A 22,425-nucleotide genomic window follows, 5' to 3' on the forward strand; every position below is an offset into this window, starting at 1 on the left:
AGAGGCTTAGCCGATTTGCATCAGGATCGGAAAGGTCTCCTGGAACCAGATCGCGACATTGGTGATGAAACCGGACATGAAAGCGAGACCGGTGAGCACCAGCAGCACACCGAGCAGCTTTTCCACCAGCCCAAGATGGCGGCGAAAACGGACGAGGAAACGCATGAACGACCCGGAAAACGCCGCCGCGATCCAGAACGGCACCGCAAGGCCAAGCGAATAGACCGCAAGCAGCATCGCGCCATCCCCCACCGTATCACGCGACGCGGCAACCCCGAGGATAGCCCCCAGAACCGGGCCAATGCAGGGCGTCCAGCCAAAGGCGAAAGCAAGACCCATGACATAGGCCCCGGACAGCGTGGCGGGCTTGCCCGCCCCCTGAAACCGCGCCTCGCGCGAAAACAGGCCGATGCGGAAAACACCGAGGAAATTCAGGCCCATGAGGATAATGATGAAACCGCCGATTTTGGCGAGAATATCGAGATTCTGGCGCAGCAGCGTACCGATCGTCGAGGCACCGGCCCCCAGCGCCACAAACACCGTGGCGAAACCCAGCGTGAAGCAGAAAGCCGAAAACAGCACGGCCCTGCGAACCTCCGGCCGCGGCGCAGTCTCTTCCGTCCTGAACTGCTCGACCGAAACACCCGCCATATAACAGAGATAAGGCGGCACCAGCGGCAGGACGCAGGGCGAGAGAAATGAAAGAGCGCCAGCCAGAAGCGCGCTGAACAGGGAAATATCGGCAATCGACAAGAAAGAACTCCGCAGCCCGCAAAGACCGGCGATTCTCAATAATCGCCGATGCTTCACGCTTCATTTTCGTGCATGTCATTGCTGCAAAACGATTTCACCCGTCTGCCCGACACGTCTGAAGCCGGTTTTATCCCTAGCCGCCCCCTCTCTCCAATCACCTTTTTGGGGGTGCGACAAAAAAAACCGTATTGCGTGTCGAAACCGCTTTTTTTGGGTTGACCGAACGGATCGCTCTACCTATGTTCCGCGCACTTCCGAAGGGCAACCAAGCCCGGACATGGGAGAGCGTAGCTCAGCCGGTAGAGCAACTGACTTTTAATCAGTAGGTCCAGGGTTCGAATCCCTGCGCTCTCACCAAGGGAATCAAGCACTTACCGTTGAAAATACTCTTCACGCCGGTAAGATCATCCTCACATATGTGTCGCAGCTAATGATCCTGTCAGAGCTGCGGACATTGCTGTAACCGACGTGATGCATAGCCTCGCTTCTTTGTAGCGGCGGCACAGACACTCTCTAAACCGCCAGCGCTATTTCTTTGCACCACTTGCGATCAGCATACGGACAAGAGCCGCGTCGCCAGTTTGTTTTGCAAATGAGAGAGCAGTCTCACCCGCGGAGCCCGCGGCATTCGGGTCTGCGCCTTGGGCCAGAAGCGCAGCCACCACATCAGGACCGTTCTGCTGATTATTCGCCTGCATGATCAATGGCGTCCATCCCCTCTCATCGCGGGCCTCGATATTCGCACCGCGCTTTACAAGCAGGGAAACGGTGTCTGGATCGGTGATGATATGGAGAATGGTGACGCCTTCGTCGTTCGCTGCGTTGATGTCGGCACCATTTTTAAGCAGAAGGTTGAGCACCTCCTCTTCGGGGTACATGTCGAGAAGATGGATCGGCTGGAAACCGAACTTGTCCCTTGACGTGGCCAAACCGGGGTCAGCCGCAATCATGGTTCGAATGGTTTGGACATCGCCCACCTGAACGGCGTGGTGGAAGGCGCCCACCACGTCGGTTTCCGTCGCAGCGGCGGAATCGAGGGAAAGTCCGAAAGTTAGCAGGACGATGAGAGACCAGCGCAGTAGCATTGCGATCCAACGTTATGAGTATCGCCGTCTAATATATTATGTCTAGTTCAGGTTCCGGTCTTTGTCAGCCGATAAATTCAACATGCCGGCACGCCCCCACCCGGAGTGAACGCGTTGTGTTTTACTGATCAACGGGCGCTGGGGTCCGCTGATTTTCTACTTGTTTTTGGCTTGATCGTGATGCCACTTGATGGCGAAAAACATGCCGATGCCTAACACGAGAAGCTTGAACGGCAAGAAGACTATCGGGAAAAAATCCCACATTTCGGACACTTCCAGGCTGTGATTTAACTGCGTATATCGTAACGGAGAATTATCTCACGCAACATCAGGCATTTTGACGCGGACAGGTCATAACATTCCCATCAGAGCGCGCGATTGGTTGCGCTATGTTTCGGCCCTGCCGGCTCAGGACGACCATCCCTACCGATAGGCGTAGATGTACCGGGCGATATTGTCGTAAAAGCTGGAAAGATAAGCAGGAACCCGGCTGAAACGGGCGAACTTGCTGCCCCTATATTCGTCGCGCGTGCCGATCAGAGTATCCGGGTCGCGGAATGGCAAGAAATCCTTGTCGGTGATGTAAACCTTGGTGCCGTAACCCCAGCCGCATTCAAGAGCCCGGTCGAAGGGCAGCGTCATCCTTCGTGCCACCTTTAGGAAATGCTCCGCGGCGCTACGAGAGATGATGTAGCAGGCAGCTGAGCCCTGCGGGCCATAGATGCACCGGCCGAACGTATCACCAATGGCACTGGTTTTGCGGCCCTTGAAGCCCTTTCGACGGTGGTTGGTCAGTTTCACGATGGCGTCGTCAGGCATCACCGCAACCATGGCCTTGACCCGTTCCGAGAAATCCGGCGTGAAGGCAACGTCATCTTCGACGATCACGGCGACAGGCGCATCGGTCGCGAGGAAGATTTCAAGCGCTTTGATATGGCTGGCGTAACAGCCATATTCTCCCGGCAGGGCGTGGCGGCCATTGCGCAGCTCAAAGCCGCGCCGGTCGAAATCCCGCCAGTCATCAGGGGAAATGGTCTTGCCGTCCACCCCCTCTACTGGCCGCAGGTCGAGACCGAGGCCGGAGGCGCCTTCCAGCATCTTCTCCAGCCGCGCCCGTGCGCGCGCAATCGAAACGATATAGATCGGGAAAGTCGAGACAGGCTGCATTCGCAAGGCACCATAAGCGGGACATAACGAACCGCCTCCTATAGCAAGCCGGGCCATCCGTCCATGCGGCTGCGATCTCCAGTCTTATCGGAAGGTGCGCCGAATGGCCGTGATGCCGAAAAAACGAGCGGGCTTATTTGCGCGCGGCGGTTCGGCGGCAGCGCCAGTTCCAGTCCCGCGCTTCGCCGGTATCCATATGCACTGACTCAGTGTGGCAATAGGTGCCCACGCCGCCACGATCCGGCAGGGAACGCAGATAGGTGGCGAGTTCCCATTTGGAAACACCCTTGATCTGGATGTCGGCGGCATCGCAAGTGTAGTGCTTGGAGCCCTGCCTAATTCCCTTCGGCGGGCGATAACCGGAGGTGACGATCGCCGGACTGTTATAGTGACGCTCCACATCCTTGATCATCCGTAACAGTTCCGGCTTGAAACAGCCGACTTCGACGTGGTCCGTCTGCAGGAAAAGCCCGTTCGGGGAAACGCGGGTGAGACCCGAGAGGGAGGCAAGCTTCATCAGGCCGGTGGGCTGGTCATCCTCTTCATCGAGGTGAGCGTCGTCGAATTCCTCGGACATCATCGAGCGGCCGGAAAGCGCAATACCCATCGACCCGTCAGCCGCTCCGGACAAGGCGGCAACCTCGGTGTTACCGGCCGTGCCGCTTTCGATCATCTTTGGCAGACGCTTCTTGGCAGCACCGGCGAAAAACGCCGCAAGCGTCAGGCTCCTGCCCTCGCCTTCCCGCCCCTCAACCGTCGCTCCGGCATTGGTGGCAGGCTGCGCAGCCGCGCGCTGGTCCGGCTGCGGCACCGGCACGGCAGCGGGCTGACGATTTTCGCTATGCTGTTCCGGCGGCACCTGAGCGGCTACCGGAACAGCGACCGGCGCGGCAACGGGCTGCGGCTGGGACGGCTGTATCGGCGCGGAATAGACGCTGCTGACGGCGGGAATGATTTTCTGGGCGGAACCGCCCTGGGCTGCGGCCATGCCTTGAGCGGCTGCAGAGCCGGAATGCGTCGCTGTTGAATAGATGCTGGACGTTCCGGCGGAAATCGCCGTCGGCTGCGTCGTCAGTCCGCCTATATCGGCGGCTGCACCATAACCCTGTGCGGGACTACCGGGCGCCTGGTGCTGGGCCGGAACGTTGTTTACGCCGGCCGCCGATGCGACGGCGGGATCCACATAATGCCCCGGCTGCGCGCCGGTCGCCGGCGAAGCAACGGCTGCTGCGGCCGTCTGCGGCTTGTGCTGTGCGGCGATTTCCGGCTTCTTTGTCGTGGCGGCCATCTCGTCATCCGTCACCGCCGAAACGCAACCGGAAAGCCCGAGCAGCGAAACCGCGACGACAAAACGCTTACAGGAAAGGCGTCCTTTCGCATTCTCTGCAGTTTTCATGGATGGCCTCCGTATCTTGCATTTTCACCAGCAGCACGGCAACGGAATCGTGCGCTTCCCCGAAACGGAACAGGCCGTTTTTGATTCGCGGACTATGCCTCATCCCCTCGGGACAAGGCAAGTGCGCGAAAAACCGCCCGTATTCGCTCAAAAAACCCTACCAGGAACCGGTATTCTGCATAGATATCCACGGTTCGGCTGGTGCGAGGCTTTCGCCTTTCTGCAAAATTTCGAATGAAATACCATCCGGTGAGCGCACAAAAGCCATGTGCCCGTCGCGCGGCGGCCGGTTAATGACGATGCCGCTCTGCTGAAGACGCGCGCAGAAGTCGTAGATATTGTCGACTTCATAAGCGAGGTGGCCGAAATTGCGGCCGCCAGTATAATCCTCGGTATCCCAGTTATAGGTCAGCTCCAGGCACGGCGCCTTGTTTTCCTTCGCCGCAGCAATGTCGTCGCGCGCGGCAAGAAACACCAGCGTAAACCGGCCTTTTTCATTCTCGATTCGGCGTATTTCCGTGAGACCCAGAAGGTCGACGTAGAATTTAAGTGATTCGCCAAGGTCTTTGACGCGAACCATCGTGTGCAGATACCGCATTTTATTCCTCTCCATTACACGGGTCCGAAGCCTTTAAACGCACGATGGCAAGCCCCGGACAAGGACGGCGACATAAAAGCAGGTGCGTAAATCAAAAACTAGGGCTTGCGTGAAACCGTTACCAAGATGTTAATCTGGCGCACAGGAATCAGTTGACCGGTGTATGGCGCGTAATCGAGGGGTTGGCAGGATATGGCTGATAGGATGTCATCGAAAACGATAGTCGATGTCGAGGACCTTTCGGGCGATGCCGTCGACCTGACCGAAATCACCGGCGTCGTGAAATGGTTCGACGTCGCCAAGGGTTTCGGCTTCATCGTGCCCGATAACGGCACACAGGATGTGCTGCTGCACGTCTCGTGCCTGCGCCGCGACGGCTATCAGACCATCCTTGAAGGCACGCGCATCGTCGCCCTCATCCAGCGGCGCGACCGCGGTTTCCAGGTTTTCCGCATCCTGTCCATGGATCAGTCGACCGCCGTTCACCCGTCGCAGCTGCCGCCGGTGCGCACCCATGTGCAGGTGACGCCGCATAGCGGGCTTGAGCGTGCCATCGTCAAGTGGTTCAACCGCACCAAGGGTTTCGGTTTCCTGACGCGTGGCGAAGGAACGGAAGATATTTTCGTGCATATGGAAACGCTGCGCCGTTTCGGCCTGACGGAGCTACGCCCCGGCCAGGTGGTGCTGGTGCGTTACGGCGATGGCGACAAGGGCCTGATGGCGGCGGAAATCCATCCCGATAACCCGGTTTCCATCGGGATGTCGCATTGATGTCCGGCCTGCGTCCCATGCTGAAAAGCGCCGTCATGGCGCTTGTTTTTTTCACGCTAGCCGGCGCCGCACACTCTCAGGAACGCCAGAAATTCACCTCCGAGCCGCTGACCATCGAGACGACCTCGGGTAAAACCCAGGACTTCGTTGCCGAACTGGCACTGGACGACGCCCAGCGCTCCCAGGGCCTGATGTTCCGCAAGTCCATGCCGCCAGAAAACGGCATGCTTTTCGATTTTGGTGAAACACGCGCCGTCGCCATGTGGATGCGCAACACCCTCATCCCGCTCGATATGCTGTTCATCGCCGGTGACGGCCGAATCACCCATATCCATGAAAACGCGGTTCCCCATTCGGAAGCGATCATCAGCTCCCGCGGGCCCGTGAAATTTGTGCTTGAGCTGAATGGCGGCGCCGCGAAACGTTATGGCATCAAGCCTGGCGACATGGTCCGCAGCGCGCAGATCGGCAACCGGAAATAACATTGCCGCGTTATTGTGTCTGAATGAGCCGGACGACCTGTCGCCCGGCTGGCGCAATAATCAGTAAACCGGCTCGATATGGCTCAAAATCCGGCAATTGGAGATGGAAGCGGCAAGATTGATGGCGATGTCGATCGCCTCGACCGAATCGGCCGTGCCTTCCAGATAGATCACGTCATTTTCGACGGTTGCGGAAATGCGCGACTTTTCGAGACCCGATTCGAAGGCCAGCGCCGAGGTAATCGCCTGGCATACGCCGGCCATGCGGTCTCCGAAGAAGCTTTCCTGAATGCCTGACAAATTGAACATATGCGTTCTCCTTCTTATGGACACAACAACGCCTCAAGGGCGGTTTTGTTCATCTCCGGTTCATCTATTTGTTCATCTTCCATTCATCTTGGAAAATTGGAACCCCCTGATCGATCACATTTTAGGTGATCGGGAACCATTTCGTGAGGCAAGCATTTCGCGCATGGGAGCAAACACCGCCATGAAGGCGCGTGAAACAGGGAGGAAAATGACATGCTGATCAACAGAACAGAGCCGTGTCACCACGCCTCGTGGATGAAACCGGTGGCCATCCACCTGCCGCTTTGCGTCGCCGTGGAGATCTACAGCCCGCTGGTGGCGCTCGACATGCTGATGTACCGCTGGCCCGAGGAACATGGGCCTGAATATGAAGAAGCGCGCAGAAACTGCCTCAATGCCATTGCCGGCAAATGTGACATCGAGATAGCACGGGAATCGTTTCTCGTTGCAAGCAGTCATGCCCATATCCTGAACGTCCACTAAAAGTCACTGACCGTCATGATGATTGAGCCCTTCTTCATGAAGGGCTTTTCTTTGCGCGAGGCTTCCGCAGCGCTTTCATGCACGGCGCAGCCTCGCGCCTGCCGATCATGACATGTAACTGTCACGCAAACGTTATAATCGGCAGAGACGAATTCCATGGAATCGATTGGCGGGTGAACCGCCGAAAGCTTGGGAGTGGAACTGGCCAGCATGGAAACCGTCTTTGCCCTTTGCGCAATTATGCTCCTCGCCTTCAATCTTCTCGGCATTGTTCTCGCCGGCTGGCGACTGACGAGACGGGACGCGGAAAACGATCTTGTCCGGCAAAAGCCGCCGGTCTCGCTGGTGGTGCCGCTACGCGGCGTCGAAAACTTCACGCCGCTGACGCTCTCGCGCGCCTTCGGGCTCGACTGGCCGGATTATGAGCTGCTGTTCTGCGTCGCGGACGAATTCGATCCCGTGATCGCGGAAGTCCGCAAAGCCGCCGCCGCATTTCCCTCGGTCTCCATGCAATTGCTGATCGGTGACGACCGCGTCAGCGCCAATCCGAAGCTGAACAATTGCGTCAAGGGCTGGCGCGCCGCCAAATATGAATGGGTGATTCTCGCCGATTCGAACGTGCTGATGCCAAAGTCCTACATAGCCACCATGATGTCGGCCTGGCGGCCGGATAGCGGGCTGGTCTGCTCTCCGCCGCTCGGTTCCCGCCCTGTGGGGTTCTGGGCCAATGTGGAATGCGCCTTCCTCAATGGCTCGCAGGGCCGCTGGCAATATGCGGCGGAAGCGATCGGCATCGGTTTCGCACAGGGCAAATCGATGTTGTGGAACAAGCCGTTCCTAGAGGACCGTGGCGGCATTCGCGCACTCGCCGCCGAAATCGCCGAGGACGCCGCGTCCACGAAGCTGGTGCGGAGCGCCCGCCGCAAGGTGCATCTGGTCTCCGCCCCATTCGAGCAACCGCTCGGCCAGCGCCATGCCGGCGAAATCTGGTCACGCCAGACCCGCTGGGCGCGGCTGAGACGCGTGACCTTTCCGCAATATTTCGCACCGGAAATCCTGACCGGCGCGCTGCCGCCGCTTCTTTTCGCGCTTACCGCCGCCGCCATGATGGATGTGAACCTCGCCGCGACCGCCTCTGTCGTCCTCGCCCTCATGTTCGGCCCGGAACTGGCGCTCGCTGCCCTCAATGGCTGGCCGGTATCGCTCTATACGCTGCCGGCCATGATCGCCCGCGACCTGATCATGCCCGTCGTCTGGGCGCGCAGCTGGATCGGCAGCGCGGTGGCATGGCGCGGCAATGTCATGACGATCGGGACGGCGGAGAGCACTCTGGCCGGTCCGCCTGCGGAATAATTGAGAATATTTCCTGGGAGTTACGCCGGAAAGCTGATGTTCAGCTTTAAAATGGTCGGAGTGGAGAGATTCGAACTCCCGACCCTCTGGTCCCAAACCAGATGCGCTACCAGACTGCGCTACACTCCGCCGAGGCGATGGCTGGGGAATACACGGTTCACCTGAAGTCCGCAACAGGGAAATTCATCTTTGTTCAGTCATGGCCTAGATCGGCAAAATCCACGGCCGGGGTGGCAGCGGTGGGATAAGGAAAGCGCGGGATAATCGTCTTGACTCTCACATGAAGTCAGTCCATTTCAAATTCAACGTTCCTGACACGATTTGGTTATTCTATTCAGGTACGTGAAGAATAATTCGGGGATGTAAACGCCCCACTGTCCAACCGGAGCAGTTTCGACATGTCTGCGAAGATTTACCGCCCTGCAAAAACCGCCATGCAATCCGGCACGGCGAAGACCAATGTCTGGGTTCTGGAATTCGACGCCGAAGTTCCGCGCAAGATCGATCCGATCATGGGCTACACCTCCAGCTCCGACATGAAGCAGCAGGTCAAGCTGACATTCGAGACGCAGGAACAGGCCGAAGCCTATGCACAGCGCAAGGGCATCGAATACCGCGTCATCCTGCCGAAGGAAGCAACCCGCAAGGTGGTTTCCTACACCGACAATTTCCGTTTCAACCGCACCCACCCTTGGACGCACTGAAACACTACAGTTTTCGCCGGCAGCATCGCTGCCCGGCATGACGGCCCCTTAGCTCAACTGGATAGAGCAACTGCCTTCTAAGCAGTAGGTCGCAGGTTCGAGTCCTGCAGGGGTCGCCACTTTTCCTCTCCAAACATCTGTATGCGTCTCAGAAAGCCGGGAAACTCTGCATTCTCAGGTGGTGTGCGTATCTATGCGTCTCGGAGCGGATCGTTAAATCTCGCAAAGATTGTGGTATGTTTCATGGTATCAAAATGACGATACCACAGTCACTATCACAGCCTCTCCGTGAACGACTTGATTTCCTTCCAAGGGGAAAGATCATCGCTCAAAACGATTGCTCCGTTTTCGAGTTTTCCGGCTTCCAGTGCTCGATCCCACTCGATCTCCAGCACCTTTACGCCGAAGCTTGAGTCTGGGTCGCGTGCGACGGCAAGAATGATGTTCTCAGATGCGTTGACGGGGATTCTAAACTGACCCTGAACGAGAGTCGTTATCGTGAGGTCGTATTTTGCACCGCGGATGATTGCATGCATGTCGACAGACTTATCGTGCGCTGCACGGTCGTCGGGTTGAGGAACCGCGACCTGCCCACCGTCCATCTGTATAAAGCCAGCAACTACGTTAGCGGCACCCTGCTCAGACATGATGTTTGCACGCTGTTGCGCACCGGTCGCCTTCGCTGGTGTGCCGGCAGCAAGCCAGCCGGCGTCAACCTTGAGGATCTCAGCGAGGGGTACGTACATCTTCTGCCGTGGCACTGTCATGCCCGAAAGCCATTTTCGCACGGTCTCCAGCGAAGTTTTGTAGCCGCGGCGATCAAGCTGTTCAACAAACCAGCGGAGCCGACCTTCATTTGGCGCCGGCACCTGGGGATTGCTGTCGGCAGCCTGCAGCAGGCGTCGGGCAAACTCAGGATGCACCTGTTTCTCAGGTGTCCGGAAGGGAACGCTCACGATGAATCCTTTCAAAACGGAATATCAAGACCCCAAGGGGCCCGATTCACCGTCATGAAATGTCACATCTAATGTGAAAGTCAAGGTTTCATTGCAAAGGTTCGAATGATGTGATCCTGCGTCGCCTCCTTACGATTGAGGACTGAGAGCGCCCTTTCATCGTAAGTTCCGCGAGCAATTATAGGGTAAATCAAGACCTGATTCGTCTGTCCTGGTCGTGGTAGCCGCATGTTCGCCTGTTGCCAAAGCTCGAGGGAGAACGTCAGACCATACCAGGCGGCAATATGTCCGCCGTATTGAAGATTGGTGCCATGTCCGATCGATGCCGGGTGTGCCAGCAGCTTTCTGATCTTTCCCTTGTTCCAGTCGCCGACAAGATCACCCTTATAATCGTTTGCGACCACAGCATCGGGATACCGGGTCTTGATTTTATCCTTGTCGAATTTGAAGCTGTAGAAAATGAGCAGGTTTTCGCCGTGTGCGGTGTCGACGAGTTCTTCCAATGCCGCCAGCTTGGCGTCATGAATTTCAACAACGCTTCGATCTTCCCGGTAAAGACTGCCATTCGCAAATTGCAAGAGCTTGTTCGCAAGGACGCCACTCGAAACCGCCTCCACGTCGTAAGGCTCGGTGTAAAGCGTGCGCTCGAAGTCTTTGTATTCCTCGAATGCTTTCGCTGGCAGATCGACCGGCATCGGAATGAACTGAGGTTCATCGGCCACTTTCTCCTGCGGGATCGTGACGATGAGATGCTCAATCTTCGACAGGATTTTTGCTTCCGCCCCCGGCTTTATCGTCACGGCATGCGTGTAGCGATCCCGGTCAAAATACTCTTTCTCGAAATCCGACTTGCTGCGGCCGAGGGCCTTCCCCTGGTCCAGAAGATATGACTGCGCCCACAGGTCGATGACACCTTGCGGCGCTGGCGTACCGGTCAACAGGAATATGCGCTCGATCTTCCTGCGCGCCGTCGTTATGATACCAAACCGGGTCATGTTGCCACCTTTCGAAGCACGGACAGTTCCGTCGGCGCGCTTCGTCTTGGTCGCTTTTGTGCGGGCCTCACCCGCCTTGAAGCGGCTGGACTCGTCGATGATGACTGTATCCCAAATCCAGTTCTCAACCGTGCGGATATGCTTCGCCAGCCATGGAAGGTTCTCGGGATTGATGGTGGTAATCTCGGCGCGCTGCGCGATAGCGGCGGCACGCTCGGAGGCGTCGCCCACGGCGACTGCACAGGAAATCGCCTGTGTGTGTGCCCACGCCTTCACCTCGTCGTGCCATGTGTTCAAGGCAACATAGCGCGGCGCTATCACGAGGACGTGCTCCACGTCGAAGCGATTCAGCAGATAGGTTAATCCGTCCAGCGTGGCTCCGGTCTTGCCCGAACCCATGCCGCTGATGATCAGCTTCGCCTTTTCAGTGCGGACGATGCGACTGATTGCCTGTTGGCCGGCACGCAAGGCTGAGCGGGTACGAAGGAACATCAGAGACCGTCAAGCAGGTCCGATGATGTCTTGACGACAGGCATAGGCGCAGCCTGCCTCTCCTCATGTGTTGGATGAACTCGACGACGTAACCCCCTCCAGTATACGGAAACCCACTTAGCTTGGTGTTTGGCATCATCGAGTGCCGTATGTGCCGTTCCCTCGAGCTTTTCATCGAAAGTAACAATCCCGTCGGCGAGACGCTTGATCGTCCGACAGTCGCAGACGTTCCAAAATTTCCATGGGGCCGATTTCTCAATAATCCGCCCGAACGCATATTCGAGGATCGAGATGTCGAACGAAGCACCATTGCCCCAAGGCTTAACGTTGTCGCCGTGCTTCAGGCAGAACTCGTGGAATTTCGTGAAAACGAGGTGCGACGGATGCTTGCCGCGCACGACCTTCTGGCGCGCCGCGTCGCCCTGCCCGAGCCACCAGCGAATCGTTGACCCTGAAGCCTTGCCGTAGCGCATTGCGTCTTCAACATCGATCGCGGCATCAAAGGTCTCACCGAGTTCACCGGTTTCGGGATTGAAGAAAACGGCGCCGATTGCAACCACGGGCGCGTTCACAGCAGTTCCGAGGGTTTCCAAGTCGATCATGAGGTCGGTGAATTTCATAGCAGGTCTCCAATCAATTCCGCCTTCACGCGGCGAGCATCCAAATCAGCAAAGAAGTCGGCACAAGCCTCAATGAAGACGCGCGTCGCTTCCGCGTCGACGGCGTTCCCGTAACCTTTGAGCATCCCTTGGCGCGACTTGCCTTCAAAGGCGCTGCCAGATCCCAAACGGAAGGCAGCCCCATCAACCAACGGGAATGTGCAGGGCTCAACTGGCCGCCACTTTCCATCTCGGCAAAAGAGCCAATCAGCATCTCGCCAAAAGCCGTTAGTCGGGCCGGGCCGTTCAATTCGGCCAACAAAGACACCTTCGTCCAGTCGACCAGTTCCTGCGGCCCCAACTCGTCGCTGCGATCCCCGCCCCTCTTCCGGAAATTGTCCAGTGTCGGCGTCTGCCACGCGGCCAATTGAGCCTGTTCGCAGTGATAGAGCGGCACTGTCGTCTGACCGTGTTTCTCGAGGCGATCCCGTGCAATCTTCTCGATCACTTCCGGTCGTCGCTCCCTCTCCGCCACGGTGGGTGTCGACCATCCCGTCAAACTCGTCGCGTCCGCGAGGTTCAGACCAAATCCCTTCGCCTGACGCGCCTCCGGTGTCTCGCCCTTGCCGTTGTTGGTCGTCGTCGACGTGGGCCAGCCGCTCAACAATGCAGCATGATTGATCGTAAACTGGACTTTGCTGCCATTCTCCCGAACGAGTTTGAGTTGGTCTTTCGGCTTCCGGCCTCCCGATCCCATGTTTGCATCTGTCGTCGGCCAACCGGCCAAATTCGCCTGTCGTGGGAGTTGATCCAGTCGCTCTTTGCCGTTGTCCGGTCTCGGAGATATGTCCGCTCCGGAATCCTTCCAGTCCCTCGCTGAAGCTGTAGTCCATCCCGCCAATGGCGCTTGATGCGCTAGCATCGTCGGCGCCAGGTTCCCCGTTTTTTCGATTGAGCGAGCGACATACGCCTCGGCCGTTCCGCCCGGTTCCGTCGCCGTGGGAGTTCCCCAGTTCGACAATTGTGCTGTTGTCGGAAGCGATAATCCTCCCGCGTAATCCGGACCCGAAGTCCCGTCTGAGGATCGACAGGTCGGATCGCCGACTTGAGGCAGATCGAATATCGTAGGCACTGAAACGGAGTCTTTGCCGGATGTGCGGTGCGCCACTGCCCGCAGAGCAGGTATCAACCGACCCGATGGCGTAGCTCGCCGCTTCCAGGTCAGTTTGTACAAGGTCGAGCCAACCGAGGCCGTCAGCGCTTGCAACCTGTTCTCCAAGAAAGATGTCAGGGCGGCACTCTCCGAGGAGATGGAGGACCGCAGGCCATAAATGCCGCTCGTCATCCATCCCTGCTCCTTTGCCTGCCGCGGAGAAAGGTTGGCAGGGGCAGCTTCCAGTCCAAACTGCAGTATCATCCGAGATGCCAGCGCGACGGAGGGAGTAACTCCACACTCCGATGCCAGCGAAAAGATGAACCTGTCGAAATCCTCTAAGGTCATCCCCACGCAAATCTTCGACGCTTCGTCGATCGACAATGCCCGGCGCAATGACTCCAAGGGCAATAAGGTTTTCGAGCCAATCTGCGGCGTGTTCGTCGTTCTCGTTGTAGAGGGCATATGGCTTCGCACCCATGGCTCAAGAAATTCCTCTCGAAAGTTGAAACTGGCGACGTTTCTGCGTCGCCAGTTCCGCTGGATCAGAAGTCGAAGTCGTCGTCAGAGGACTTGGTCTCTTTTTCCGAGGAGGTCGATGGACCGCTGTCGAAGCTGTCATCTTCTTCGAGATCGTCGAAGTCGTCTGCGTCGACGTAGATACCGCCGCCCATGCGTTCGCCTTCCTCGTGAGAGCGAATAGCTTCGGCAGAAGCGAAGATGCCGTTCGAACCCTTTTTCGTGCCGAAGAACGAAACAATCACGTCGGCAATGACGCCACCGTAGAAGATATCGAGGATTTCGGCTTCTTCGAACACCTTCCCCGCCTGCAACTGCTCTTTTGCAGCCTGTTCACGGAGAATCCGCTTCCGACGATCCAGAAGTTTTGGCCGCTTCTGGCCGCCCGACGGGCCTGATGCGGAAAATGCAGTGTTACCTTCGTAACCCGCATAAACCTTGCCTTCCTTGTTCTTGAATCGCTCACCCTTTTTAAAGCAAACACGCTTGGGGTTATCTTCAGCGATGGTCTTATAGGCGTCAGGATTTTTGAATTCCTTTTCGCCAGCAGCCTTCATCGCAGCGATGATCTTCTTGTTGTTCTCATCAAAATAGGGCGAATCCTTCTCGTTGATCACGTTCAAGCCGTGTTTCGGAAGGGCCTTGGGATCGTCGCTCGTCTTCTTTTTGTCCTTCAGGGAGTCGGTGAAGGAGAGGCGAACGCGCTTCAACTGGACGGTGCGACCGTCGGACTTTTCTTCGATTGCCATTTGTCGGTTTCCTTTTTCACGGTAGTTCGGTTGCAGCGGCTGTGGTTAGTCGAGGTCGTCAAATTGATCCGCAATCGGCGTGACCTCTAACGCCGGCTTTGGATGGTCTACGGGAACCAGTTTCGGTTTCCCGTCTGGTCGGTCGACCAGTTCCTGCAGAGCATCCCACGGTTCGGGCATGCCCTTTTTTCGCTTGCCCGGCTTCATGAGCTTGTCGATATCGGTGAACCCGATAAGCTGTTTAGGCTTGTAAGCCTTCTCCCCCAACGCGCCGACCAGAATGGCCTCCGCCTCCGCAGGCGCGGTGAAATACCTATTTCCGAGCCCGCCATCGATCGCCTTGGAACCGGGATCAGGGTCGCCATCCAGCGCCGCCTGAAGCGACTGCTGGTGCAGTTCGGTAAGCCAGGCACGTGCGGCTTTGGAATGATTGACGATGTAGAAGCGCAGCGCACGCGGCATCTGCGCAGGGTCCTTGAACTTCGGCTCAGGCTCGCTCGGGTCGAGCAGCGCACTGCCGAACATCTGCATGAGCCACTGATTGCGCGCCGCGCAACCACGCTTCGTCTTGCGCACGGGGCACCAGCGGCAGCCCTTTGTCGAGGGAACGAATTCCACGTCGCCGCGCTCGATCCGCGAGAATACCCGCTTCACTTCCTCGCCGAACTCCAGCAGCTCATCGAGCGTGATTTCCCAAAACTTCATCCCGCCCGCGCGAGGCTGGTCGATATTGAGAACGACATCCTCAACTTCCGGCCGACCAAGATGTTCCCAAGCGCCGAGGGCGTAGAGACGGAGTTGCCTTGTGCCGACAACCTCAACCGGCTCCCCTGCCCCATCTTTATAGTCGCTGACCCCGAGCATCTTTCGATACAGGAACGCCGTGTCGCAGGTTCCGAACTGACCGGGCAGCCAGCGTGACAGGTCAACGCGTATCTCAACCAGCGGATTGCTGGTGTGCTGGCGGATCCAGTCGATGCCGGCAACCAGACGATCGGCCATATGGTCGTCAATCTCGAACGAATGACCGTCGGCGGTCAGCGTGGCTCCGACGAAGTGATGCGGATCGCATCCGAGATCAAGGCAGTGTTCCCTGATCTCATGCATAACGGTTCCTTCCGCCGAATAGGCGGTGGAATCCCTGTTTAGATCGAGCGTCTCGCCTTCATAGGCGGAGTAATCCTGCTCATCTTCATCCTCGACGGCCGGCGCATTGCAATCCTCATCGAGGTCACTTTCGCTCAGCTCTCCCTTGCTAACCAGGTGGTCGATCAGCGCGACCGAGGCCGTGCAGGTCATCCACCGATCTGCCGATGAGGGTGATAATCGAGCGTGCGCCTTCATGGATCAGTCCATCTTGGCGCGGACGAAGCAATCCTTCGCCTGCAACAGGAGCCGCAGGCCGGCCGATTTTTCCGGGCCGTCGGGCAGTTCTTCTTCCATCGCACGCGCCAACGACGAGCACTGACGAGAGACTTCCTTGAGACCGGGGTCGCGGAGGTGCTCGAACGTGAAATACTTCATAATCGGGGAAGGCATGTCATTCTCCTGAAGGCGTTTGGGGAGGAAGCGCAGAGATGGGAGGCGGTGGAACCTGGACCACTCTGTCGGGAGGAGGAGAACATTGCAGTCCTGCTCTGCGCTTCCCGCCGAAACGCCCCCGACCGAAGTCGGAGAGCGTTGGGGCCGGATCAGTCAAGGAGGTCGTCGTCAGCCTTTTTCGGCGTCGTGATGTCGCCCTTTTCCTTGAGCTTCGCGATCTGCGACTTGAAAAGATCGTGGGCTTCGGGCTGGATCGTGCTGAATAGGCCCTTGCCGGCTTCAACCTTGGGATCGCGGATTTTTTCGTGATTGAGAAGAGCTTTGACCTTCTCCTTACGAGCAGCGCGCTCTTCTTCGCGATCGCTGGCGCCGATGTAATCGCTGGCGGCGTCGGTCAGCGCGTCGATCGGATTGACGCGGTTGTCAGGATTGTCGCTGATTGCACCCTTGTCGGCGGCAGTCTTGTCAGTCTTGTCGGCTTTCGTCGTGGACTTGGACCCGGTCGCGGCGGCTGCCGTGGTCTTCTCAATGGCGTCGGCGCGGAGATCGTGCAGCGCCTGGGTAATATTGATCAGCTTGTTGATGGACGAAGTCAGTTCGGTAACGGCGGCTTCTAAGCTCATTGATGTCTCCATGGGTCGGCGTTGAATTACACTTCTCTCGTGCAATTTCAATTTTTATGGCACGAGCCGACGTAAGTTGCAACACTCTGTTGGAATTATTTCTCACCTATGTTGAAATTTTGAATTCGCACGACTAAGGTGCCACCATGTTTCATTAGGGGTTTGAATATGGATCAGCCTACGAATACCAAGGAGCTGTACGAAGGTGCGCTTTACAGCCTCCTGCGCGACAAGCTCCCATCGGAGTACGTTCACGATGGGAAGGTGAATACGCGCCTGTTAAGCGAAGCCACTGAAAACGCTCGTTTCACGATCTATCGCTGGTTCCATGAGAACAAGTTATCTCCGAAGGCAATTTCGTCGCTTCTGGAGGTTTCAGCCAATGCCGATCGACCGGACGAAAAGGACCGACTCACTAAAACCGACCTGATTCCGTTCCTCCCCATTCCCTGATCGAACGGGATAGTAATCCATGCTCACCGAAAACCTCGCTCTCGTCGACGCGGGTGCCGCGCTGCATTGGCTGCGACCTCGCGACAAGATGCCGATCGAAGACTATTGGTCTACCGCACCGCGCTACTCGGCCGAGCAGCTTCGAGGCTCATATCGTCAGGGCAACAATGTCGGCCTGAGAACCGGAGAACCGTCAAAAATCGACGGATTATATCTCCATGTCATCGACCTCGATATCCGCAAACCTGCCAAAGCAAACGAGGCATGGTCAGCCTTGTTAGAAATGATGCCGGCAGCGAAAAACCTGCCTCGGGTTATCTCAGGCTCGGGCGGAGAGAGCCGCCACATCTACTTTCTCTCGACCGAGCCTCTCGCCAGCAAAAAGCTGCGGAAGTCTGACGGCTTCGAGATGGTATTCGACCCGAAAAAGGGTCGTGATGTAAAAAAGAACGACTGGGAAATCGACCTCAAGGGAACCGGAACCCAAGTCGCCATTCCACCTTCAATCCATCCCGACACCGGTAAACCCTATCGGTGGGAGCGCCCGCTCGATCTGGATTTCACAGAACTGATGGTCGCAAAGATCAGCGGCGCCCGCGCAGCGGCTGCCGAGCCTGACGATGACGACCTTTTTGCAATCGTCCGCGCCGACCCACTCGACATCGACGAAGAAGAAATTCAAGCCATCCTCGACGACCTGCCGGAAGACTGGGTCGAAGATCGCGATTACTGGCTGACCGTCGGCATGGCCTTCCATCACCAGTTCCGTGGCGAGGATGAAGGCTTCGAGGCCTGGTGCGATTGGTCCGAGCAATCTGCCAAGTTTGACCGTAAATATTCCGAGGTCAGGTGGAATTCCTTCAAGGGCAAGCCGCACCCGGTCACCTTCCGCACGCTGATCCAGGCCGCAAACAGCAATCGCATGTCGCAGGATCTCGATCTCGACATCGAAACTGACTTTGACAAACCGGTCGTTGATCTCTCCGACCTTTTAGGCGATGCGCCCTCCCCAGTTCCCGCGAAAGCGGAGATTGTCGACGAGATCGACCCCAACTGGATGCAGCGATTTCATCGCAACGAGGAAGGCGAGTTAAAAACCACCCTTCCGAATATCAATCTCATCGTCGAAAACGATCTGCGCGTCCGCGGGATCGCCCATTTCAACGAATTTGCACAGGAAGTGGTGCTTCGAGCAGCACCTAAGCGGGCGAAAAAGAAGCGCGACGCTGCTTACGAGCCGGTCAACCTCGACAGTTCGATCTGGAAGGTGAAAGACGAACTGAACGGTGATAACTGGACCGACAGCCACGATATCGCCATCAGATCGCTGATCGAGACAAAAACGCAGCTTCAAGGCTACGGCATCAAGGTTTCCGACCGCGATTTACACGGCGCGATCGACATGGCCGCCCACAAGCGGACGTTTCACCCGGTCAAGGAAGTCATCACGTCCGTCGAGTGGGACGGGGTTCCCCGCGCAGAGACGATGTTCGTCGACTATCTCGGCTGCGAGGACAACACCTACAACCGACAAGCCGCCCTTCTCACTCTCGTCGGCGCCGTGGCGCGCATCTTCCAGCCCGGTCACAAGTTTGATTTCGTCCCGATCCTGGAAGGTGTTCAGGGCAAGGGTAAATCCACCTTCATCGAAGTCCTCGGGCTCCAATGGTATGGCGAACTGACGGGTGATGTCGGTGACCCAAAGCAGATGATCGAGGTGATGCAGGGCAAATGGATCCTTGAACTGGGTGAGCTTTCCGCCATGCAGCGATCCGAGGTCAACGACCTGAAGGCATTCGTTAGCCGCACGCACGACAAAGCCCGCTTGGCGTGGGAGAAGCGCGCGAAAGAGTTCGGTCGCCAGTGCATCTTCATCGGATCGACCAACGACCGCGAGTACCTGCGAGACCAGACCGGTGGCCGGCGCTTCTGGCCTATCGTCTGCAACCTTCCCGGCGACAGGCAGATCGACAATCTGAAATTCCGGGCCAACGTCATGCAGATTTGGGCCGAGGCGGTGTCGATCTATCAGCAGATGTCGAAGGATTACGCACATCTACCAGCCCTGCCGCTCTACATGCAGGACGAAGCTGCTCAGATAGCCCACGAGATGCAGGAAAGCCGTCGTGTCGAGACTTCTGAAGAGACACTGGCTGGCGAAATAGCCGCGTGGCTGGACACTCCGCTAGGGGCTGAATTCGATGACCTGGACGACGATCTACCGAAGATTTACCGCGAAGATACCTGCATCGCTCAGATATGGCGAGAGATGATGGGGCGAGACGGTTCCGTTCCTCACACCGAAACCATCAAGATCGGCCGCGCTATGCAGATCGTCGGGTGGGACAGATCAAAGGGCATGGTCACAGGTCTGGAGATCAATAAAAAATACGGAAAATGCCGCGTTTATACGCGACCTGACGAAATCGACTAGGATCGATCTTGGATTGTATCGCATTTGACCCCGCTACGGCGGGGTTTTTGCTGAGATGCGCTGTATCCTATTTACTCCGAAAATACGCTGTATTGCATCCTGAAACGACCGATACAGTAGGGGGTAAGGCAACTGTATCGGGCAACTGTATCGCAAATACATATTAAAAATCAGTAGCTTATCCCGTCCGATACAGTTGATACAGTCAATACATACGGATTCCTATATCTTTTCCTTATTTACCCCTTTTTGCGTTTCCCACTGGTTCGTGCTCCGCACTGCTTATACCTCTCTATAAACAACTATATAGAATCCTACTGTATTGACTGACTCACTGTATCAAGCATTGATTTTAAAGGGAAATTTCCGATACAGTTGCCCGATACAGTCTAAATCCAACTGTATCAGCCGTTTCCCTGTTCGATTGTATCCCATTTTCTCTGCCAAACGTTACAGTATTACGCCTCAAAAGTCGTTTCGTTGCCGAAATTTTCAAATTGCGCGTGAATCGCGGTCGGTGTCTCCCGCCCCCCGCAGGCCACCCCCAGGAAGGACCCAAAGCCACTATGTTATTGTTTTAGTTTATCTTTTAGCGATAATTGATCCTATCGCATGATGCGATACAGCCCATTTGCACCTTATCGAGACGCATAGAGACGTGTTGCCCCGTAGCAGTGCCACGAGACGCATAGAGACAGTGATGCCAGCTCAACACACGCACGGACGCATTGAGACGCAGCAACATGTATCGTCGATGATGTAAGCAGGAAGGCGGGCAGCAATGGCCCTCATTATATCCGCCTGCACGAAACCAGGCCGAACAGACTAACTTTCACTTTTAATGTGAATATCTCTTGCGCTTCGCATATTTCACGTTTAGATTGGAATTATCGAAACGGAGAACGGGCGAATGAAAAAGACGATTGTCCAGCAAGACGGCGCTGATTTCTACTATCGCCTGCCCGGTTTCAAACGCGTCCAATCTAGCACAGCGCCGATGACAGTCAGTGATTTTGACGTGGTGGCGGCAGAGACGGCACGCAAATGGTTTGTGGAACGGGAATGCCCCGCAATCGGCATATTCCCCGAGTTTGAATAAGGAGACGCACCACGTGGAACGCTTCAGCAATTTGGCACGGGAATTCCCCGACTTTGACCTTTCCACCCTGCCCGCCATTCCCGACGATTGGCAGGATATTTCATGGCACAATGATACGTGCCCTTCCTTTGAAGTGCTGCCGCAATGGCACGTGTATGTAGACTACGCTGATACAGTGCTTCGGGAATTCCCCGACTCGCCCACGCGTTTCTCTCTGCAAGCGGTCCGGGCAGACGGCGAGTTCTTCACATTGGTGGATACGAACGATTGGCAGGCTGTGCTTGATCGTGTCGACCTGCAGAAACGCATTCCGTCTTTGGATGCAACGGACGTTGTCACCATGGATAAAATCCGCCTTGCCCGCGAATTCGGTAGCAAGGTGCAAGAGGAATTGAGCCGTGCGGACTTTCGCGCCGTTCTGGAATTGAACCGGAACGACTCCGCCGCCTGCCACACACATGACTTTTGCGACGCCAACATGGTGATGCTTGACGCTTTCAAAGTCACTTTCGAGCGGGAACCGGCATTCCTTACCAATCCCGAAGAAGCGGCAGATTTGGCCCTCTGGAATGACGCATGGCAGATTGCCAAGGCGGCTGAATTCTTCGCTTAGGTGTCGCCATGATCCACCCGCTTTTATTACCCGTCGCCCTCCCTGCAGTTCTGTTAGCCGGTCTCCAATTCGGCCAGCTCATAGCGCCGCTTTTTCTGTAAGCACACTTTCAACTTAAAAGAGGAATTCAACCATGAACGAGTTATTATTATCGGCGTATCGCTATCATCGCGCCACGGCGCTTTCGCGTTGGAACCCTACCCGTGACGGGCTTAAGGGTATTCCGACGACGTTTGCAGTTGCTGCCCTTGATAAGGCCCGCCGTGACGCTGTGAATTCGGTACGCCGGTATGCATCCAGCCCATGGGCAAAGCCCGTCACCAACGGCAGCACGGAAAGCGGTTGCAGGTGGATCGAGAATCCCGCCGCAATGGGACTCCGTTTCGTCGGATATTGCGACGTTATCAGCGACTCCATCCGTCATACGGGATGGTTCACAGACCCGCATCAAGACGGCAAGATTCGCGGCTGCGTGTATCAGTTGCCCGGCCGTGGCGGTAAGGCGCGCTTTGTGGCCGCACATGACAATGAGGATAACGGCGCGGCAGATTGCGGCGGTCCTGCATATGTCGACTTTTCCACGGTTTACCGGTCCAATTTCAAACACGAAATGTTCACAGCGCTAGAAACTATCAGCAAGCGTTATCAGACGCCCGCCATGCTGAAACCCGGTTATTGGGCTGAATCCGCGCATGAGACGGCAAAGAAAGAAGCCGCACGCGCCGCGAATGATTTCGCAGAATCGGAAGCTGAAAAGGAACGCGAATATCAAACCGCATGGCAGGCCGGTTCTCAATATGCCGGTTGCCTTCAGGACTTGGCCGCAATCCGTGAGTCAGTTCGCCAGACCATCCGCGACATGAAAGGCGCATGCGCCACGTTGCGCGCCCTGCCCGATAGCCTGAAAGCCCGGCTGCGTTCGTCCATCAAAGCGGAATTGAGCGAACGGGAAACCATTTTCCAGCGCATGGAACGCCTCAAAAGTGGCGAAGCGGACACGCTCTATTTCTGGGCGGGCGACGAACGCCTTCAGGCTGCTTTCAACGATGGCGCCGACCGCGTCGTTTTGCGCTAACTTTCACGTTTTAAGAGGAATT

Annotated in this window: 24 protein-coding genes, 3 tRNA genes and 1 pseudogene; 12 read left to right on the forward strand and 16 right to left on the reverse strand. The window is 56.7% G+C overall.

The window, feature by feature from the left end; genetic code table 11:
* Positions 1-6: 6 nt before the first annotated feature.
* Positions 7-753: a cytochrome c biogenesis CcdA family protein gene (locus tag GSF67_RS07745; RefSeq protein ID WP_006314286.1), complete on the reverse strand. Its 747-nt coding sequence runs from the start codon at positions 751-753 to the stop codon at positions 7-9.
* A 281-nt stretch (positions 754-1,034) separates the two neighbouring features.
* Here GSF67_RS07745 and GSF67_RS07750 point away from each other — a divergent pair.
* A tRNA-Lys gene (locus GSF67_RS07750) sits at positions 1,035-1,110 on the forward strand.
* A gap of 170 nt (positions 1,111-1,280) precedes the next feature.
* On the opposite strand, the gene GSF67_RS07755 is transcribed toward GSF67_RS07750, so the two are convergent.
* From GSF67_RS07755 to GSF67_RS07770, 4 genes are all read right to left on the reverse strand, one after another.
* Positions 1,281-1,760: an ankyrin repeat domain-containing protein gene (locus GSF67_RS07755; RefSeq protein ID WP_246706515.1), complete on the reverse strand. Its 480-nt coding sequence runs from the start codon at positions 1,758-1,760 to the stop codon at positions 1,281-1,283.
* A gap of 501 nt (positions 1,761-2,261) precedes the next feature.
* Entirely contained in the window at positions 2,262-3,005 is a 744-nt protein-coding gene (locus GSF67_RS07760; protein ID WP_006314283.1) for a glycosyltransferase family 25 protein, read from the reverse strand.
* Between the two features lie 133 nt (positions 3,006-3,138).
* Complete coding sequence (locus GSF67_RS07765) at positions 3,139-4,401, reverse strand: YcbK family protein (protein ID WP_006314282.1); 1,263 nt, start codon at positions 4,399-4,401, stop codon at positions 3,139-3,141.
* A 157-nt stretch (positions 4,402-4,558) separates the two neighbouring features.
* Positions 4,559-4,999, reverse strand: coding sequence for a VOC family protein (locus tag GSF67_RS07770; protein WP_006314281.1), 441 nt, complete (start codon positions 4,997-4,999; stop codon positions 4,559-4,561).
* Positions 5,000-5,191: 192 nt separating this feature from the next.
* On the opposite strand from GSF67_RS07770, the gene GSF67_RS07775 reads away from it, so the two are divergent.
* Positions 5,192-5,770 (forward strand): cold-shock protein, encoded by a 579-nt coding sequence (locus GSF67_RS07775; protein WP_010971879.1) that lies wholly within the window; start codon positions 5,192-5,194, stop codon positions 5,768-5,770.
* A complete protein-coding gene (locus GSF67_RS07780) occupies positions 5,770-6,252 on the forward strand; it encodes a DUF192 domain-containing protein (RefSeq protein ID WP_006314279.1) in 483 nt (160 codons plus the stop codon). Before GSF67_RS07775 ends, GSF67_RS07780 begins: the two co-directional genes overlap by 1 nt.
* Positions 6,253-6,312: 60 nt before the next feature.
* On the opposite strand, the gene GSF67_RS07785 is transcribed toward GSF67_RS07780, so the two are convergent.
* On the reverse strand, positions 6,313-6,561 hold the full coding sequence (locus tag GSF67_RS07785; RefSeq protein ID WP_003522642.1) for a BON domain-containing protein: 249 nt from the start codon (positions 6,559-6,561) through the stop codon (positions 6,313-6,315).
* 213 nt (positions 6,562-6,774) lie between these two features.
* Between GSF67_RS07785 and GSF67_RS07790 the strand changes: the two genes are divergently transcribed.
* Complete coding sequence (locus GSF67_RS07790) at positions 6,775-7,044, forward strand: DUF982 domain-containing protein (protein WP_006314278.1); 270 nt, start codon at positions 6,775-6,777, stop codon at positions 7,042-7,044.
* 210 nt (positions 7,045-7,254) lie between these two features.
* The gene (locus GSF67_RS07795; protein ID WP_006314277.1) at positions 7,255-8,397 is read left to right on the forward strand and encodes a ceramide glucosyltransferase; all 1,143 of its coding nucleotides are present in this window, start codon (positions 7,255-7,257) and stop codon (positions 8,395-8,397) included.
* A 52-nt stretch (positions 8,398-8,449) separates the two neighbouring features.
* On the opposite strand, the gene GSF67_RS07800 is transcribed toward GSF67_RS07795, so the two are convergent.
* Positions 8,450-8,526 (reverse strand) — tRNA-Pro (locus tag GSF67_RS07800).
* 269 nt (positions 8,527-8,795) lie between these two features.
* Between GSF67_RS07800 and GSF67_RS07805 the strand changes: the two genes are divergently transcribed.
* Entirely contained in the window at positions 8,796-9,101 is a 306-nt protein-coding gene (locus tag GSF67_RS07805) for an ETC complex I subunit (protein ID WP_006314275.1), read from the forward strand.
* 42 nt (positions 9,102-9,143) lie between these two features.
* A tRNA-Arg gene (locus GSF67_RS07810) sits at positions 9,144-9,220 on the forward strand.
* A gap of 156 nt (positions 9,221-9,376) precedes the next feature.
* Here GSF67_RS07810 and GSF67_RS07815 read toward each other — a convergent pair.
* From GSF67_RS07815 to GSF67_RS07860, 9 genes and pseudogenes are all read right to left on the reverse strand, one after another.
* A complete protein-coding gene (locus tag GSF67_RS07815) occupies positions 9,377-10,057 on the reverse strand; it encodes a hypothetical protein (protein ID WP_006314274.1) in 681 nt (226 codons plus the stop codon).
* Positions 10,058-10,137: 80 nt separating this feature from the next.
* Positions 10,138-11,544, reverse strand: coding sequence for an SNF2-related protein (locus GSF67_RS07820; RefSeq protein WP_006314273.1), 1,407 nt, complete (start codon positions 11,542-11,544; stop codon positions 10,138-10,140).
* On the reverse strand, positions 11,544-12,164 hold the full coding sequence (locus GSF67_RS07825; RefSeq protein WP_006314272.1) for a 3'-5' exonuclease: 621 nt from the start codon (positions 12,162-12,164) through the stop codon (positions 11,544-11,546). Before GSF67_RS07825 ends, GSF67_RS07820 begins: the two co-directional genes overlap by 1 nt.
* A gap of 25 nt (positions 12,165-12,189) precedes the next feature.
* On the reverse strand, positions 12,190-12,900 hold the full coding sequence (locus tag GSF67_RS07830) for a hypothetical protein (protein WP_176072002.1): 711 nt from the start codon (positions 12,898-12,900) through the stop codon (positions 12,190-12,192).
* A 451-nt stretch (positions 12,901-13,351) separates the two neighbouring features.
* A pseudogene (locus GSF67_RS26225) lies at positions 13,352-13,777 on the reverse strand (DNA cytosine methyltransferase); the annotation flags it as partial.
* Between the two features lie 64 nt (positions 13,778-13,841).
* Positions 13,842-14,564, reverse strand: coding sequence for an ssDNA-binding protein (locus GSF67_RS07840; RefSeq protein WP_006314270.1), 723 nt, complete (start codon positions 14,562-14,564; stop codon positions 13,842-13,844).
* 45 nt (positions 14,565-14,609) lie between these two features.
* Positions 14,610-15,908, reverse strand: coding sequence for a DUF2800 domain-containing protein (locus GSF67_RS07845; RefSeq protein WP_083815937.1), 1,299 nt, complete (start codon positions 15,906-15,908; stop codon positions 14,610-14,612).
* Positions 15,909-15,911: 3 nt separating this feature from the next.
* The gene (locus tag GSF67_RS07855; RefSeq protein WP_006314268.1) at positions 15,912-16,103 is read right to left on the reverse strand and encodes a hypothetical protein; all 192 of its coding nucleotides are present in this window, start codon (positions 16,101-16,103) and stop codon (positions 15,912-15,914) included.
* Between the two features lie 152 nt (positions 16,104-16,255).
* The gene (locus GSF67_RS07860; RefSeq protein WP_006314267.1) at positions 16,256-16,729 is read right to left on the reverse strand and encodes a hypothetical protein; all 474 of its coding nucleotides are present in this window, start codon (positions 16,727-16,729) and stop codon (positions 16,256-16,258) included.
* A 168-nt stretch (positions 16,730-16,897) separates the two neighbouring features.
* Here GSF67_RS07860 and GSF67_RS07865 point away from each other — a divergent pair, with 168 nt between their 5' ends.
* The 5 genes from GSF67_RS07865 (at position 16,898) to GSF67_RS07885 (ending at position 22,403) form a co-directional block, all read left to right on the forward strand.
* On the forward strand, positions 16,898-17,182 hold the full coding sequence (locus GSF67_RS07865) for a hypothetical protein (protein WP_006314266.1): 285 nt from the start codon (positions 16,898-16,900) through the stop codon (positions 17,180-17,182).
* A 19-nt stretch (positions 17,183-17,201) separates the two neighbouring features.
* Positions 17,202-19,616 (forward strand): VapE domain-containing protein, encoded by a 2,415-nt coding sequence (locus tag GSF67_RS07870; protein WP_006314265.1) that lies wholly within the window; start codon positions 17,202-17,204, stop codon positions 19,614-19,616.
* Between the two features lie 910 nt (positions 19,617-20,526).
* Positions 20,527-20,715 carry a hypothetical protein gene (locus GSF67_RS07875; protein WP_006314264.1) on the forward strand — a complete coding sequence of 63 codons (189 nt, stop codon included), beginning with the start codon at positions 20,527-20,529 and terminating at the stop codon, positions 20,713-20,715.
* 13 nt (positions 20,716-20,728) lie between these two features.
* Positions 20,729-21,328, forward strand: a complete 600-nt coding sequence (locus tag GSF67_RS07880; RefSeq protein WP_006314263.1) for a hypothetical protein — start codon at positions 20,729-20,731, stop codon at positions 21,326-21,328.
* Between the two features lie 133 nt (positions 21,329-21,461).
* On the forward strand, positions 21,462-22,403 hold the full coding sequence (locus GSF67_RS07885; protein ID WP_128822011.1) for a hypothetical protein: 942 nt from the start codon (positions 21,462-21,464) through the stop codon (positions 22,401-22,403).
* Positions 22,404-22,425: the final 22 nt, after the last annotated feature.

It is taken from the genome of Agrobacterium sp. CGMCC 11546 (assembly GCF_013365515.1).
Lineage (GTDB): Bacteria > Pseudomonadota > Alphaproteobacteria > Rhizobiales > Rhizobiaceae > Agrobacterium > Agrobacterium fabrum.